General features: G+C 36.8%; 13 protein-coding genes. 6 read left to right on the top strand and 7 right to left on the bottom strand.

Annotation, left to right across the window (positions count from 1 at the left end; all coding sequences use genetic code 11):
* Positions 1-212: 212 nt before the first annotated feature.
* Complete coding sequence (locus BBH99_RS21270) at positions 213-3,278, top strand: reprolysin-like metallopeptidase (protein WP_066700396.1); 3,066 nt, start codon at positions 213-215, stop codon at positions 3,276-3,278.
* Positions 3,235-3,804, top strand: a complete 570-nt coding sequence (locus BBH99_RS21265; RefSeq protein WP_228390866.1) for a hypothetical protein — start codon at positions 3,235-3,237, stop codon at positions 3,802-3,804. Before BBH99_RS21270 ends, BBH99_RS21265 begins: the two co-directional genes overlap by 44 nt.
* An 84-nt stretch (positions 3,805-3,888) precedes the next feature.
* Here BBH99_RS21265 and BBH99_RS21975 read toward each other — a convergent pair whose 3' ends face one another.
* Complete coding sequence (locus tag BBH99_RS21975; protein ID WP_165601976.1) at positions 3,889-4,698, bottom strand: phospholipase D-like domain-containing protein; 810 nt, start codon at positions 4,696-4,698, stop codon at positions 3,889-3,891.
* A 226-nt stretch (positions 4,699-4,924) separates the two neighbouring features.
* Positions 4,925-6,409: a helix-turn-helix transcriptional regulator gene (locus BBH99_RS21255; RefSeq protein WP_123873235.1), complete on the bottom strand. Its 1,485-nt coding sequence runs from the start codon at positions 6,407-6,409 to the stop codon at positions 4,925-4,927.
* A 286-nt stretch (positions 6,410-6,695) separates the two neighbouring features.
* Between BBH99_RS21255 and BBH99_RS21250 the strand changes: the two genes are divergently transcribed.
* From BBH99_RS21250 to BBH99_RS21235, 4 genes are all read left to right on the top strand, one after another.
* Positions 6,696-7,286 (top strand): YdeI/OmpD-associated family protein, encoded by a 591-nt coding sequence (locus BBH99_RS21250; protein WP_228390865.1) that lies wholly within the window; start codon positions 6,696-6,698, stop codon positions 7,284-7,286.
* A gap of 203 nt (positions 7,287-7,489) precedes the next feature.
* Entirely contained in the window at positions 7,490-8,101 is a 612-nt protein-coding gene (locus BBH99_RS21245; protein ID WP_066700394.1) for a DUF4142 domain-containing protein, read from the top strand.
* Positions 8,102-8,203: 102 nt separating this feature from the next.
* Entirely contained in the window at positions 8,204-8,902 is a 699-nt protein-coding gene (locus BBH99_RS21240) for a DUF1826 domain-containing protein (RefSeq protein WP_066700393.1), read from the top strand.
* Between the two features lie 139 nt (positions 8,903-9,041).
* On the top strand, positions 9,042-10,841 hold the full coding sequence (locus BBH99_RS21235; protein WP_066700390.1) for a POTRA domain-containing protein: 1,800 nt from the start codon (positions 9,042-9,044) through the stop codon (positions 10,839-10,841).
* Positions 10,842-10,947: 106 nt separating this feature from the next.
* Here BBH99_RS21235 and BBH99_RS21230 read toward each other — a convergent pair whose 3' ends face one another.
* From BBH99_RS21230 to BBH99_RS21210, 5 genes are all read right to left on the bottom strand, one after another.
* Positions 10,948-11,751 carry a helix-turn-helix domain-containing protein gene (locus tag BBH99_RS21230; RefSeq protein WP_066700388.1) on the bottom strand — a complete coding sequence of 268 codons (804 nt, stop codon included), beginning with the start codon at positions 11,749-11,751 and terminating at the stop codon, positions 10,948-10,950.
* Between the two features lie 135 nt (positions 11,752-11,886).
* A complete protein-coding gene (locus BBH99_RS21225; protein ID WP_066700385.1) occupies positions 11,887-12,615 on the bottom strand; it encodes an SDR family NAD(P)-dependent oxidoreductase in 729 nt (242 codons plus the stop codon).
* A gap of 53 nt (positions 12,616-12,668) precedes the next feature.
* Complete coding sequence (locus BBH99_RS21220) at positions 12,669-13,670, bottom strand: SDR family NAD(P)-dependent oxidoreductase (protein ID WP_066700384.1); 1,002 nt, start codon at positions 13,668-13,670, stop codon at positions 12,669-12,671.
* 377 nt (positions 13,671-14,047) lie between these two features.
* Positions 14,048-14,644 carry an NAD(P)H-dependent oxidoreductase gene (locus BBH99_RS21215; RefSeq protein WP_066700383.1) on the bottom strand — a complete coding sequence of 199 codons (597 nt, stop codon included), beginning with the start codon at positions 14,642-14,644 and terminating at the stop codon, positions 14,048-14,050.
* A 77-nt stretch (positions 14,645-14,721) separates the two neighbouring features.
* Positions 14,722-15,424 (bottom strand): helix-turn-helix domain-containing protein (locus BBH99_RS21210; RefSeq protein WP_066700381.1); only part of this gene is annotated, 703 nt, incomplete at its 5' end.

The following is a 15,424-nucleotide window of genomic DNA, read 5'->3' as shown; positions in this document are numbered from 1 at the left end:
CGATTATGTTTAATATAATGAAATAATTACAGTAATCATGTGATGGTAAAACGGGTTTATCTATTTGATATACAGTAATTAATGAAAATTTTACTTTGTATTGATAAAATACCCGCTTTTTGTGAATTAATATAGAATAAATTCGATAATATTTCCCCATTTCAGTTGGTAGGAACTTTATACACTGAATAAATTTGTTGAAAATTTTATTTATGAATAAAAAAATAAGGCCATTTTTGGTTGGAGTTTTTGTAACGGTAGCAAGCTCCCAAATGGTCTACGCACAACGGGGATTCTTTAAAAGTATCTCCAATGATGAAACAGCAGGAAAGGTAAAACCTATCTTTGTTGAGAATTTAAATAAATACTCAGTCCTGGAAATGGACAAATTCGGATTGAAAAATTACCTGGCAACAGCTCCCTCAACAGGTAAATATACAACTCCCGGAATTTCATTGGATATTCCTCTCCCTAACGGAAAAACAGAAACTTTTATTATTCAGGAATCTTCTGTTCTTACTCCCGAGCTTCAGGCTTTACATACAGATATCAGAACCTATAAAGGAAAAGGAACACAAAATCCGGGGTATAAAATCCGTTTAAGCCTTACTCCTGAAGGTTTTGATGCCATTATTCTGGGAGTAGGCGGTGATGCCGTTATCATAGAAAAAATCAAGAACACAAATAATCTATATAAAAGCTATTTTTCCAGAGACGCTTTAATGCCCGTAAAACCTGCTTCCCAAAGCAGGTGCGGAACGGGTTCGGACCTCACAAAGTTAACCTCCAAAGTGTCAGGAAAAACAGCCCTTCAGTCCGCAAAATTCTCTAACGGAACTGAAATTAAAAAATTCAGACTTGCCATAGCGGCAACAGGTGAATATACAGCAGCTTTTGGTGGAGGCAGTGCCAGTGCTGCTTTAGCTACTATTGTTGCATATATTAATGAAGTAAACGCAGTATATGAATCAGAGTTGGGAGTAACGTTTCAGCTGGTAAGCGGTACCAATATCATCTATACCAATCCTGCTACCGACCCGTACACGGCAACCAGTCAAAGTACAATGCTTGATGAAAACCAGGCAAACCTTGATGCAGTAATAGGCAGCAGTAATTATGATGTTGGCCACGTATTTGGAGCAGGAGGAAGTGGCTCCGGAGGTGGTATTGCTTCTACACCTGCAGTATGTGATAATGCCTCTAAAGGGAGCGGAGTTTCCAACATCGGTGATGAAGTTTCTTATGCAAGAATATTTTCCATTCAGCTGATTGCCCACGAAATAGGACATCAGTTCGGGATGGGACATTCCTATAACAGTAACATCCCAGTATGTACCACCCGTGATTATACCACGTCTGTAGAGCCGGGTTCAGGAGCTACAGTGATGAGCTATGGTTTTACCTGTTCCAATAGCAATCCTGCTGATGGAGTAGTAGGAGATGATGATTATTCAGATACCTATAGCGGAGGAAAAAAAATAGGCCCTTTTCTGAATTTCCACGTATCCAGTATCAAACAGGCTCTGGATCATATAGCAACAGTAAGCTGCTATACAACTACAGCCTCAGGAAATACAGCTCCTGTTATCAATCCGATGCAGGCTTCTTATACCATTCCTAAATCAACTCCCTTTTATCTTAAAGGAACTGCTTATGACGGAAATAACGATCCGTTAAGCTATTCATGGGAAGGAACAGATATCAGTGATTTACAGGATGTAGGAGGAAATCCGCCACCAAGTCTTGACGCAAGTATTCTTGAAAATACTACCCATCCGCCATTCTTCAGATCTTATCCTCCGGTTACAACAGGAACAGATCCGGGATTGCGATATTATCCCCTTCTTTCTGCGGTATTGGCAGGAACCAATAATTCAAGAGGAGATAAACTTCCGTCTGTAGCTTTTAATACCAAACATACATTAACCGTTCGTGACGGGAATGGCGGAACAACTACTCAGGATGTGGTTGTGAATGTTGACAATTCAGGACCCTTCCTGATTACGAATGACCCTTCAGGTAATTACACAGCCGGAAACAACCTGCCTGTAACATGGAGTGTAAACGGAACCAATAATGCTCCGGTTAACTGTAAACTGGTAGATATCCTGCTTTCAACAGACGGTGGAAATACATTTACAGTACTGGCCTCTGCTTTACCTAACTCAGGATCTGCAGCAGTTACTTTACCCAATATTGCCACTACACAGGCGAGAATCAAAATTGCACCAAGCACAAGTACGGCATCAGGAAATGTACCCAGTGTATTTTTCGATATCTCAAATACTAATTTTGCCATTCAAAGCGCAGCTTGTATTCCGTATACAGGACAGCTGATGACAAGCGGAAACACGTATTGTCTTAACGGAAATCTTACTGTAAGCAGTAATATTACAATTCCGAATGAAGCTACCCTTATTATCCAATCTGGTCAGCTACAATCAGTAGACATTCAGGTAAATGGAAATCTTGAGATTAATGATGGGGCAAGTGTTAAATCCACTGGTTCTATTACAATCGGGGTACATGGAAGCAATAAAAATTCACGGGTTAAATTAGGTACAAAATCTTTTCTTTCCCTTACAGGATCTGTTAGTCAGGGAGACCCTAGTTTTGCAGGGCTTTATCAGGGAGTTACCTCAATTATTGAAATGGGAACCAACAGTGTAGTGGAGATTTGTGGAACGTTTACCCAGCAGTCTACAACCTATCCATTCATTAAATATGTAGGTCTTTCTACAGGAAAAGCTTACTGTATTGCTAAAGCAGATGTGAGTGGTGGAAATGGTTCTGTTTTGAGTAATGATAACCAGATTATTGGCATTGCCATGGGATCTGTTACTTCTCTTAGCGCTGGGGCAGCAAGTTTCTGTGGTCCGAATGCAACAAAAGCAATGTGTCCTGCTTTATGGCCAAGTGGATTATCTGAGGATAAATTCAGCTGTGGTAATGCACCGGATATCGTTGATAAAATTAATGCATTTTGTACAAAACCGGCTGCTACAGGAACATCATCAGAGGTTACCAGATTGGGTATTACGGTACAGGATAAAGCCAATGGCTGGCCGGAAAAAGTTCCTAACGGTTTTATCGCCATGGAATCGAAAAACAAAGGATTTGTAATTACACGAGTTCTGCACGTAAGCCAGACTCCACAACCGGGAGATTCTGTTACAGATCCAAAAGAAGGAATGATCCTTTACGATATGCAGGACAAGTGTATAAAGCTCTACAATGGTACAGAATGGAAATGTATTCAAAGAAGCTGTAATGATTAATATAATTGAGAAGAAAATGATGAAAAATATAAGTTTAGCAGTTGCTTTTATTGTTTCTACGGTTTCATTTGCTCAGGTCGCCATTGAGAAACCAATGATTGACGGTACCAGTACGATTTTAGATTTTAACAATGTAGCCGGAAATACTAAGGGATTAATTCTTCCTTCTACTTCAGGAGTAACAACCGGAGCTTTGGTGAATGGAACTTTTATTTTTGATGTAACGGATAAGAAAGTAAAAGTCTATGAAAATGATGTATGGAAACCTTTATCCGACGCAGGAGATTTGGGTACAATAACTTTAAATAATGCCCCTGAGCGGGGAAAAGGAGTAATTATAGGAGCTCCAACCAGTGATGCAGACGGAGTTTTAATCCTGGAATCCCTTAATAAAGCCATGATCCTTCCACAGATCACTACACCACATTTAAATGTTAAAAGCCCTTATCCCGGAATGATCTGCTATGATGTAACCAGCAGATCGCTGGCAGTATTCGATGGATCCGTTTGGAACTATTGGAAATAGTACACAAAAATTTGCCGGTAATCCGGTTTGTATAGGTCTCTAGTTACAGTGGTATTTCTTCAATACCACTGTTTTTAATGAATATTAATACATTTCCTCACTGTAAACCTGCTTTCCAAGATAGAAAAGTTCATGTTTCCGGAGATTCACATTATCTTCAAAAATATCATGTACAAAGCAAACCAGCTCATTTACCTTTTCCTGCTGGGTAATTCTGATGCGGGATTCGAAGTTAGAAGTAAACCCACTCTTGGTATAGTTCAGTGATCCGAGATAGGCAACTTTTCTATCAATGATATAGATCTTGGAATGCAAAAATTTATTGTCATAACGGTTATTCCTGATGTATTTGAAATTTAAGTTTTCAGAATAATGATAAGTGTAAACTTCCATTTTTTCCACTTCAGTTTTCTTTTCCCAACATCTGAAGAATCCATACAGAGTGGCAATAGCAACTAAAAGGGCCACCCAGTTGTTTGAATTGGTAAGATCATCCACAAGATGGATTCCGAAATAAATAAGTGAGAAAATCCCTATACAGAGCAATATGACAGAAGATAAAAAGAACAGGCTTTTCAGATTTTCCCTTTTCTCTTTTTTCTTTACATCTGTCACCCGGTTCTGATGGATGAGTTTTCGTAATATACTTCCATACTGCTCAGGTCGGAGATCGCTGAAGGCCAGTCTCACATTGATATTTCTGCTTTTCAGCATCAGAAGATCATCCAACTTCACTTCATCAATATAAGGAGAGATGATGAGAACTTCCGCTTTTGCATTCAGAATGTCGTTATTCAATTGATTGCCTGCGTTTTGCCCTACGAATACTTCAACTCCTTCACTGTTTTCAGTATCAATTTTAAAATAATATTTTTTCCTTTCCTTATAATACACGTTTGATGTTCTTAAATCGTATTTGAAATATATGTTTCCGGTATATTCATTTCCGAAACCGGACTTGCCTAATTCTATAATTTAGAGGCCAAATTTACGTTTCTTTTTTATTGTCTGCTTTACGGGAAACCATAAAAACCTGATATCTCTTTTATATCAGGCTCATACAATTTAGTAAAAGCAGCTTCTTTAATTTTTTTAAATGGAAATGATTGAATATTTAAGATTACTCTGTATCGCCACTATAGCTTTCCCCGTTCTCTAATTTCTGAAAGAAAACCAAAAAATCCTCTTCACTTGGGATATTGAGTTTTTTTCTTAACCTGTATTTTTTCTGTTGAGCAGATTTATGTTCAATAGACATATTAGAAGCAATCTGTTTAGAACTGAAATCAAGTTTTATCATAGCACACAGTAATAAATCTGCCGAAGAGAGATCGCTGCTCCTTTTAAGTAATGCATCAATGAAATCCGGATATATTTCCTGAAATCTCGTTAAAAAAGAAGAATCATTATTTTCAGCCAAGTGAATCAGCTCTTTGTTGTTTTCACTGATTTTATTATTCAGAACTTCATTTTCATTCTGTAGCCGGACTATATTGTTTTTTAGATCAGCGCTTTCATTAATGATCTCTTTTTTTACATGTTTAAGTTTTTTATACAGTAAAAAGGTGATGAGAATGATTATCAGCAGTATTAATACGGAAAAGATGATGGTATTGAACTTAAAAGCCTCTGCAGAGACTTCTTTTTCAGCCAGTAAGTTGTCAATGAGTTGGTTTACGGTGTCATTCTGGATGTTGGATAGCTGCTCCTTTGCATGGATAAATTTGTTGTTGAATTCGGCTTCCTTTTCCTTATCTCCCAGGTAGCCGTAGGTTTCTGCCATAGCTTCATACATGAAAGGAATATTATATACTTTGTGGGTTTTGATAAAAATAGCCAACCCCTTCTGATAGTAATCTAATGACAAGGAATCCTCTTCTTTGGCTTTGTAATAATCACCTACAATCCTGTAAATCTGTCCTTTTTGAGAATTTAATATTCCTTCTTTCTGATTTGTAAGAGTAAGGGCACGATCAATATAAAACTTTGCTGAATCTATTCGCTTCGTATAATACATATGGTGCTTTGCAATCAGGCTGTTGATAAGGTCTGTATTATCAATATTCATTGCTTTATGAAAGTACATCAGAGCTGAATCATTCTGTTTTATTTCATAAAGAAAATCTGCCCTGTTTGAAAAGACCTTCTGAAGATCATAGTTTTTTTTATCCGTTACAGAACATTGTTTTGTATGATAAAGGGCTTTTGCATTGTACTCAAGAGCTGTTTTGTGCAGCTTGGTGACTTTGCTCATCTGACCATATTCCTGAAAAATTCTTGCTTTGAGGGCTTCATTATCAGATTCTTTAAGTAACGCTTCTGCCTTTTTTAAAAATATCAGTCCTTTTTCATAGTTTCCTACAGTAACAGACAGGTTGGAGATATTAATATAGCAAAGCGCAGCTCCATCCGTATAGCCGTTTTTTTGTGCCATATGGAGGTATTCCCGGTTAAGGTTTAATGCTTGTTTGTAGTTTCCGGCAAGGCGGAGGGCTTCATTTTTTTTGAGAAGCGGATAATCGAAACTTTCTTTTTCCTGGTTTTTTGATGTACAGTTGCTTAGTACACTGCAAAATACAATCAATGGAACGAAGTTTCTTTTCAAGAAATCGATTTTTTTCATAAGGGTAGGATCAGGGACAAACTTAAGAATAAATCTAATTCATGTTATGCTGAAGCATGAAGATTTAAGAAAAATTCATGTGGAGTAAATAATTTTTCAGTATTAAGGGAAGTGACTATATTGAGGATATACAATAAAATGATTCTTTGAAACAACCGCTGAGAAAATTGGAAAGCATCTTGAAGCTAATGATAATACGTGTAGTATCATTCAGATCTCAGATATTCCGTATTTTCGTATACACTATACCGTTTAATCTTAAAACAGAATGACAATGGGAATCACCAATATAAAACAAGAGATCTATATCAATACAAGAGCAGAATGGAGACAGTGGTTGAATGATTTTCATCAATCCCATCAATCCGTCTGGGTTATTTGCAATACCCAAAAATCCGGCTTGCCTGTAGTGGGTTGGAGTGAGCTTGTTGATGAGGCTCTTTGCTTCGGTTGGATAGACAGTACCAGAAAGACTATTGATAAAGGGTCTTTTAAACAGCTATTCAGCAGACGTAAGTCAAACAGCACATGGTCAAGAATCAATAAAGAAAAAGTAGAACGGTTGATTGCTGATGAACTGATGAAAGAAGCCGGCTATGAATGTATAAGAGTTGCAAAGGAAAACGGTTCATGGGTAATTCTTGACAGTGTGGAAGATCTTACAGTACCGGAAGATCTGAGTGAAGCTTTCAAAAAGAATCCGGGATCAGAAGAATATTTCCAAAGTTTAAGCAAATCGATGAAAAAAATGATGCTGCAATGGATTGTTCTTGCCAAACGCCCGGAAACCCGAAAGAAACGTATTGATGAAATAGCAGAAAACGCCGCAAAAAGAAAGAAAGCGAAGCATTTTTTATAAGGATAAAACAGTCTGTATCTTGTCTTAAAAGATTGATAAGTGCTGAGGTAATAATTGATTGTGATTGATAATCAATGAGTTGTTTTTTTTGTTTTTAAGCAAGCTTATATTTTTCAGGATATGAGCTTTGGCAGATTAGTTGTTGCATACACTATTGAAGTTGTAATAAACTTTGTTATTGATCACCATTTAAATTTATTATTATGAAAAATTTTGTTGTAACACTTTTTGCAGCAGCAGCCTTTGTAGCCTGCAAAAAAAATGAAGCACCACAGACAGATTCATCTGTGGTAAGTACGGAAACACCTGCACCTGCTGAATCAGGAACAGTCATTAACGACTCTGCAAATATACCCAATAAACAGGGTAAAGATCACCTGCTTTCGGACCAGGATAAAAAATTTGCTGACGCAGCTGCAACAGGCGGACAGATGGAAGTTATGATGGGGAAACTTGCTGAAACCAATGCCTTGAATCCGGCAGTAAAATCTTTGGGAGCAATGATGGTTACAGATCATTCTAAAGCTAACGATGAACTTAAGACGATTGCTTCTTCTTTAAATTACACGCTGCCATCAAACCTGGATACTGAAAAACAGAAAAAGTATGATGATCTGAAAGCCAAAAAAGGAGCAGATTTTGACAAAGCTTATGCCGATCTGATGGTTAAAGACCATAAAGAAGACATTGAAGAATTTAAAAAAGAAGCTTCAAAAGGCACAGAATCCTCATTAAAATCCTTTGCTGCTAAGACTTTACCAACGCTGGAACATCATTTAAAAGAATCGGAGAAAGCCAATAATACTGTAAAATAATGTAAAACAGATAGCCATGCGTTTTGCATGGCTATTTTATTTCATCTTCCGGCTATTCCTTATTTTTGTAGAGAATAACAACTAAGCTGTTTATTCTAAAATATGAACGATACATTTTTCAATAACCATCAGGTAGGAGTAGTTTCTACATTTTCTGAACTTATAGAAACCCATTTTCAGGGAGATATCAATGCGATGTGCTGGTATAGAAATTTAGATGGGGATTTTAAAGAAATTGTGTCTAAGCTTCAGTTAAAAGATAATATTACAGAAATTTCTGCTGAAGATCTTTTAGCATTGCAATTATCGGAAAAAGGAAATATTGCCAGAGAAATAATCCTGAATGATTTGCGGTTATTAGCTGATTTCGGGGCATTGCCTTCTCTTAATCTGCTCAAAAACTACGATCGGGATGAAGAATTTGATTTTATTTCAACCGATGTGTATTCATATCATGTGGACCGTTCACCCATCGGAACAGATACATTTCTATGTACCTATTATGGTGCCGCAAGTGATATATTGCCGAATGACCAGGCTGTGCAAAAAATACAGATTCCTGAGATTCAGGAAAAGCTCAGAGAATTACATGATGGACCTGAAGATGAGTTTAACAATTTTCTGAAAGAATATTTCTTTGATCTGCATTACCAGGCTAAGCCCAATGCCCGGCCTACCAACCTGGGATTAGGACATCTCTGGCGGTTGGCAGTAGATCATCCCGCACAAAAAGTCTTGCCTTGTGTGCATAGAGCTCCTGTTGAAAATGAAGGGGAGTATCGTCTGCTTTTGATTTGTTAAGCTCTTTTGATGTTGCAACACTCTTTATTGCATTTGGACTTTTTTTCAAAATTAGTACCTTTAAAAATATATTATCTCTATTTCAGGGCCTGTTGGCTTATAAATTGATGCTACAGACTGTATTGAATTCTGATGACTAATGACGAGATCTATTGTAACCTTAATTTTCTTTTTAAGCTGTTTTTTCTTTTTAAATGCACAGGAAAAGAAAGATTCGCTTTATTATAAAATAGAAGAATTTTCAGATAAAAGAAAAGTCACCAAATTCCTCCACCGTTTCATATTCCGTAGGGAGGCCGATTCAACTTCTGTTAAATCCAGGATCGAAAAGCTTCCACAGGATGCCTATAATAAAAGATATATCCGGAAGATCAGGATTGAAACCATTGATCCCTTCGGATATGATTCCAAAAATCCGAAGGAAAAATCAAAATGGTATGATTGGTTTGCAGACCATCTGCATTCCACCACAAGAACCTCTACCGTTAATAATTACCTGCTTTTTAAAGAAGGTGAAGAATATAATGCCCAGAAGCTTTATGAATCTGAACGTCTGCTAAGGACAATGCCCTTTATAAACAGAGTAAACATCAGCGTTTCCGATGATACTTCCAGCAAAGATTCTATTGATGTGGTGGTAAAAGTTCTTGATTCCTGGAGTTTAAAGCCGAGAGTAAGTTATTCAGGAAGTAAAATTGGGCTTGGCGTTACCGAGGAAAACGTACTGGGCTTTGGGCACACATTTGACTTTCTCTACAGAAATGATTCCAAAGAAAAGCAGGATTATCTGATGGGAAGCTATACTACTTATAATCTTTTTGGATCTTATATCACTGCACAGATCCTTGGTGAACGTGATTTTTTGAGAAACGAAAGAATTAATTTCAATGTCAGAAGAGACTTTTTCTCCCCTTTAACCAAGTGGGCAGGTGGTTTTACTTTTGAATATTTCATGCGGAATGTTTTATTGCCGGTAGAAACGGATACAACATTTCCGGAAGTTCAGATTAAAGTATACAGCCAGGATTTATGGGGTGGTTATCAGATCCCGGTATCATCAGATCCCAGTGAAAAAGTCTCCAGCAATATTGCTGTTATAGGAAGGTTTCAGAACTATCAGTATAAAGACAGCCCGGGAATTGATAAGTATAAGTATTTTAGCTCTTACAATAGTTTTCTCATGTCTGTAGGGCTTATCAACAGACGATTTTCTGTTCAGAAGAATATTTTTCAGTATGATTTGCCGGAAGATATTGCTTATGGGAACTCAATAAACCTTATCGCAGGTGGTTTATCCAGAAATAAAGAAGTGAATCCTTATATGGGGATTTCTGCATCTTATGGTAGCTTTACAAAATTGGGATATTTTACTCTGAAAGCACAATTTGGAAGGTTTTTTAATGAAGATGACCAGAACAGAGAATCTTTCCGTGTAGATGGAACGTATTTTACAAATCTTATGGACTGGAAGTTTGCTAAAGTAAGACACTTTTTTTCTCCCACTTTAGCTTTGGGAAATCCACAACATAATTATTCGTATAAAGACAGAATTAACCTTTCATCGCCTGATGAGTTTCCTGTTTATAACGCAGATTATATCGGGACTAAAAAAATGGTGCTGAGATACCAGCTTCAGATGTTCATTAACAAAACATGGAAAAATTTTCATTTCAGTCCTTATTTAACAATGGCATTAGGCTGGTTGGGAATGCCCAATGAAAAATTATTAAGTACACGTGCAAACACTAAAATAGGAATAGGGGTTTTAATTAATAATCCTTTTTTAGTATTCAACAGGATTCAGGTTTCTTTTACCTATTATCCTCGTGTTCCATTTGATAACAACTCCGTATTTGATTTTAACAGCAACCGTAATAATCTTCTGCCAATGAACAGTTTTGCCACAGAGGTTCCGCACTTTGTGAATTTTGGAAATTAAAGAATAAGTATTTCTGAAAGTTATGACCTTTCTGATATAATGATTTTCAGAAAACAGGATTAAAAATTACACCTTTGAAATAATTTTTAAACCGGGAATGATCACTTTAAGATACCAGGAAACTTGGAGAAATACCAAATTGTTTTTTAAAAGCAAAGGAAAAATGGGAAAGGTTTTCAAATCCTACCTCATAACATACTTCCAGTGGCTTTTTTTTCTTTTCTGTAAGCTGATAATAAGCAAGTTCCAGACGTTTATGGGTTAGCCACCGTTGTGGAGTCATGGTAAAAGACTTTTTAAAATCCCGTTTGAATGTAGTGAGGCTTCTGCCTGTCAGGTAGCTAAACTTTTCCAGTGGAAGATTGAACATGAAATTTTTCTCCATATAATCTGCAAGATCAATCTTTCCAGGTTCTTCAAAATTGGCGAGCACATGATCAATCTCTTGATCTACTGTTCTGAGAATGCTGATGGCTTCAGTAATTTTAATGGAGGCAATATCTTCAGGGATATTTTCCATATCAAAATAAGGGATGAGGGATGCCAGGCAGCTTTCAAGCAGCAGGTGATTTTTGAAAAGAAAAATCTTAGGTGATTTTTGTGGTTGAGGATTTATATTTTTGCCTGCATAAAATTTCTTTAAAGTTTCAGTTGACAGATGCATGACGACCGTTTTGTGAGGTTCGCCGTCTTTGGGATAATTGATAATGGTGGCTAATTGATTTCTAGGAATGAGGAAAATGTCCCCTTTTCCAAAAGTATATGTAGCGTCAGCCTGTATAATTTTGGTTTCTCCCGAAAGGAACCATACCAGCATATGTTGGTCAAACATAATATCCGATTTGAAAAATTTGTCTTCATAGCTGGAAAGCTTTATGTCTTCTGTGATATAGCGTGCCTGGTATTCCATGATTTTTTGTTTTTTATAAAGGAAATCAATAATGTAAAGATAAAAAATAACATCATTTACTTTGTTTAAAAGATCATTATTAAGATTAAGAAAGGCAAAAAGAATATCCTGCCTTTCTTTGAATGGTTGGTGCTTTTAGATAGATTGTCCTCCGTCTACCAGAAAATTGGCCCCTGTTAGGAAGCTTGCATTCTCACTTGTTAAAAAATAAATCATCTCAGCAACTTCCTTAGCTTTTCCCATTCTTTTTAAAGGGATACTTTGTATCAGGTGGTTTTCCAAATCTTCAGTCAGTCCTATTTTATCCATAATCTCTGTAGCAATAGGTCCGGGACTTACAGCATTAATACGTATTTTTCTTGAAGCAAGCTCAAGTGCAGCTATTTTTACTACCGCATTAATAGCGGCTTTACTGGCAGCATATATAGAAGCACTTTGTGGGGATATGGTTGCTGAGGTAGAAGAAAGCATAATCACTGAAGCACCATCGTTAAGCAAAGGAATAAACCGGCTTAAAGTAAAGTAAGCTCCCTTGAAATTCACATTCATGATTTCATCAAATAAGTTTTCAGAGGTTTCTTCTATCGTTGCAAACTTTGTGATACCGGCATTGATAAGTAAAATATCAATCTTTCCAAATTGCTTCCTTACCTGTTGAACCAGATTTTCTATATCAGAGAGTTTTGATTGGTCAGCAACGATAGCTGTCACATTCAGTTCTTCTGCGGCTTTTTCAAGCGCTTCTTTTCTTCTTCCGGTGATGATGACTTCAGCGCCATTTTCTTTTAATCTTTGGGCTGTGGCATAACCAATACCACTATTGCCACCTGTAATAACGGCTATTTTACCTTTTAAATCTTCCATTTTTTTTGATTTTTAATAGTTTGAAATAGAATAAAATAATTTTAAAAAACGCTTCAGATTGCTTCCGGATTGAACCGGATACCTGTTATTTCCTCGGTAAGCTTCCAAAGTTTTTTTGCATTGCTTTCATCCAGTGAATAAGGATTTACTCCTTTTTGATGAGCAATATCTGATGACTGTTCAGCGATATCACCATCTTCACAATATACTCCTCCAATAGCATCCAATAAAGGGCTTGTTGCGCACCATACCGTTGTGGCAGCCCCTTGCGGAATAGTCTTTAGTGATGCTGCTATTTCTGGCAGCATATTGCCTTCCGCATCCACAAATCCCATTTTTTGAAACAGTTCTAATGGAGCTTCTCTGCCTAATTCAGTTCCTCCAATAGAGCCGGGATGAACTGCATAAACCCTTACATGGGAAGATTGTCCACGTACATCCAGTTCCATTGAAAAAAGATTGACAGCTGTTTTAGATTGCCCGTATCCTTGCAGGGTTTCATATTCTCTATGAAGGAAATTAGGATCATCAAAATCAAAAGGAGCAAAATGATGCCCATGCGAAGAGAGGTTGATTACTCTGGCTCCATTGGCTTTTACTAAGGCAGGCCATAATTTTGCAGTGAGCTGAAATAAAGCTAAATAATTAGTGGCCAGTTGTGATTCTATACCCCGTTCATCTCTGCGTAAAGGTACCCACATAATACCGGCATTGTTTATCAATAAGTGTAAAGGTCTTTTTGAAGCAATAAAATTTTCAGCAAACCTGTCAATAGATGCAGGAGACATTAAATCCATAGGGGCAATTTCTACATTGGGAATTCCTTCCAGGTTTTTCTTTGCTTTTTCCATATCTCTTGCAGGTACAATCACAAAGGCTCCGGCTGCAGCCAATACCCGTGTGGTTTCCAGTCCAATCCCGGTGTTTCCACCTGTTACAATAGCTGTTTTGCCAGTAAGGTCAATATTTTTAATGACTTCGCTTGCGGTTGATTTTGAATTAAAACCTGAGTTGGTAGGTTGCTGTAAAGCTCCCTGATAATTATTCTTTTCCATTTTGAATATATTTAGTTGTTATTAATAGGACAAAATTAGGACGGATCCTGTTGTATGAGTTTGTTGAAAAGGCCTAATTAACTTTGTTCAAAAGGGCAGATGATTTAATCAGGATATCAAGGCATAAAAAGAAAAGCAGGACTCCTATAATCCTGCTTCTTATCCATAAGTTTTTCTACAATAATCAATCCCATGCCATGAATCCTTCATAAGCGAAATACAGCAAGGCAATGTATAAACTATATTTGCATACTTTCTTAAAGATTTTATAAGCTTTGAATAAATAGGGATTATAGTCTGGTTTGTTGAATTGTTTTGTTGATACGGGTTTTATTTTTATACTATTTGAGATGGATAAAATATTTTTGTAAGGTTTATTAAAGGGAAATAAGCTTATCATGACATGTATAGATATCCCTGATTTTAGAAAGCCATATTTCTATATTCTCAGGTGTGGCACGGTCTGCCTTATCAAAGAATAAATGTTTCCTGATCTCAAAGCCACAATAAGTATAGATCCCTTTATCGGAAGTCAGCAATAGTGCTTTATCCATACCGATAGCGGAATATTCTTCATGAGATTTTCCATGGGTATTGAGAATGATTGCCTGTTTTCCTGTTAATAACCCTTTTTGTATTCCCTGATCATAACGATAGGCAAATCCATAGCTGAAAACCCGGTCTATATATCCTTTCATAATAGCCGGCATTCCCGTCCACCAGATAGGATAGATGAAGCTCACCACATCTGCCCATGAAATATATTCCTGTTCTTTTTTTATGTGGTCATGAACGGTACCATTTCGTTGCCCTATCATATCTTCCATAGACAATACGGGATCAAATTCAAGCTGATATAAATCTCTTACAAATACTTCATGCTCATGATCTTTAAGAGTTTTCTCAATGCATTTTTTTAACTGTCCGTTCAGGCTTTCCTGATTCGGATGAGCATAGATAATAAGGTGTTTCATACTGTTATTTTTAATTGATTGAACAGTACAAAAGTAAAATAGGATACAAGGCAAAAATTGTAAGAAAACGAAAATGGCTATTCGCCGGCAGCCTGGCAGATGTCCTGCTGGAACTTCAGATAATTTTTAGGGGAAAGATTGATAAAGTGTTTAAAATCATGAATAAGCTGGCTCTGATCATAATAACCACACCGATTGATGACTTCAAACCAACTGATTGTTTTTGATGACAGGGATATTTCCTGAATATACCTCAGTGCTTTTTCAAAACGTTGAAACCTGTTGATCTCTTTTGCACTGTATCCAAAATGTTTTTTATGCAGTAGCTGTATATTCCTTTCGGTTTGACCGGTCTTTTCAGCCACAAATTTAATGGGACTGAGGGTGTCAGATTTAAAATTAGCCAGAAGATTTGAAGCAGGAGTTTGCAAATTGAGATAGGGCCTGCAGAAATTGAGAATGTGTGCTACTTTTTCTTCTGCCGTTTGTATATTATTCAGCTCAAACCAAAGACGGGTAAAACAATTTTCTTCCATAGCTTCATCAGGATGAACAGGAAAATGATCAGCCAAACATGCTTTTCCAAAAAAACGGAAAAATGCATCATCTTTGAAATTGGCCACTAAAATCTGTGAGTTAGGAGGAAGGTTGTATTCAAATGCCAGCTTAATAGGTCCAAGCACTATACATTTATCTATTTCAATTTTCGTTTTTTGTTTAGAAACCAGGAAAGCCCTTGTCCCGAAATTAAAAACCATAATCGTTTGAAAAGAAGGAAGC

The sequence above is a fragment of the Chryseobacterium contaminans genome (assembly GCF_001684955.1).
In the GTDB taxonomy this organism is placed as follows: domain Bacteria; phylum Bacteroidota; class Bacteroidia; order Flavobacteriales; family Weeksellaceae; genus Chryseobacterium; species Chryseobacterium contaminans.
This window is presented reverse-complemented; position numbering and strand designations above follow the sequence as displayed.

Coding starts and splice junctions, on each gene's coding strand:
- BBH99_RS21225 (WP_066700385.1), bottom strand. CDS start 12,615: ATGGAAGATTTAAAAGGTAAAATAGCCGTTATTACAGGTGGCAATAGT.
- BBH99_RS21265 (WP_228390866.1), top strand. CDS start 3,235: ATGGTACAGAATGGAAATGTATTCAAAGAAGCTGTAATGATTAATATA.
- BBH99_RS21250 (WP_228390865.1), top strand. CDS start 6,696: ATGACAATGGGAATCACCAATATAAAACAAGAGATCTATATCAATACA.
- BBH99_RS21270 (WP_066700396.1), top strand. CDS start 213: ATGAATAAAAAAATAAGGCCATTTTTGGTTGGAGTTTTTGTAACGGTA.
- BBH99_RS21240 (WP_066700393.1), top strand. CDS start 8,204: ATGAACGATACATTTTTCAATAACCATCAGGTAGGAGTAGTTTCTACA.
- BBH99_RS21245 (WP_066700394.1), top strand. CDS start 7,490: ATGAAAAATTTTGTTGTAACACTTTTTGCAGCAGCAGCCTTTGTAGCC.
- BBH99_RS21215 (WP_066700383.1), bottom strand. CDS start 14,644: ATGAAACACCTTATTATCTATGCTCATCCGAATCAGGAAAGCCTGAAC.
- BBH99_RS21235 (WP_066700390.1), top strand. CDS start 9,042: ATGACGAGATCTATTGTAACCTTAATTTTCTTTTTAAGCTGTTTTTTC.
- BBH99_RS21230 (WP_066700388.1), bottom strand. CDS start 11,751: ATGGAATACCAGGCACGCTATATCACAGAAGACATAAAGCTTTCCAGC.
- BBH99_RS21220 (WP_066700384.1), bottom strand. CDS start 13,670: ATGGAAAAGAATAATTATCAGGGAGCTTTACAGCAACCTACCAACTCA.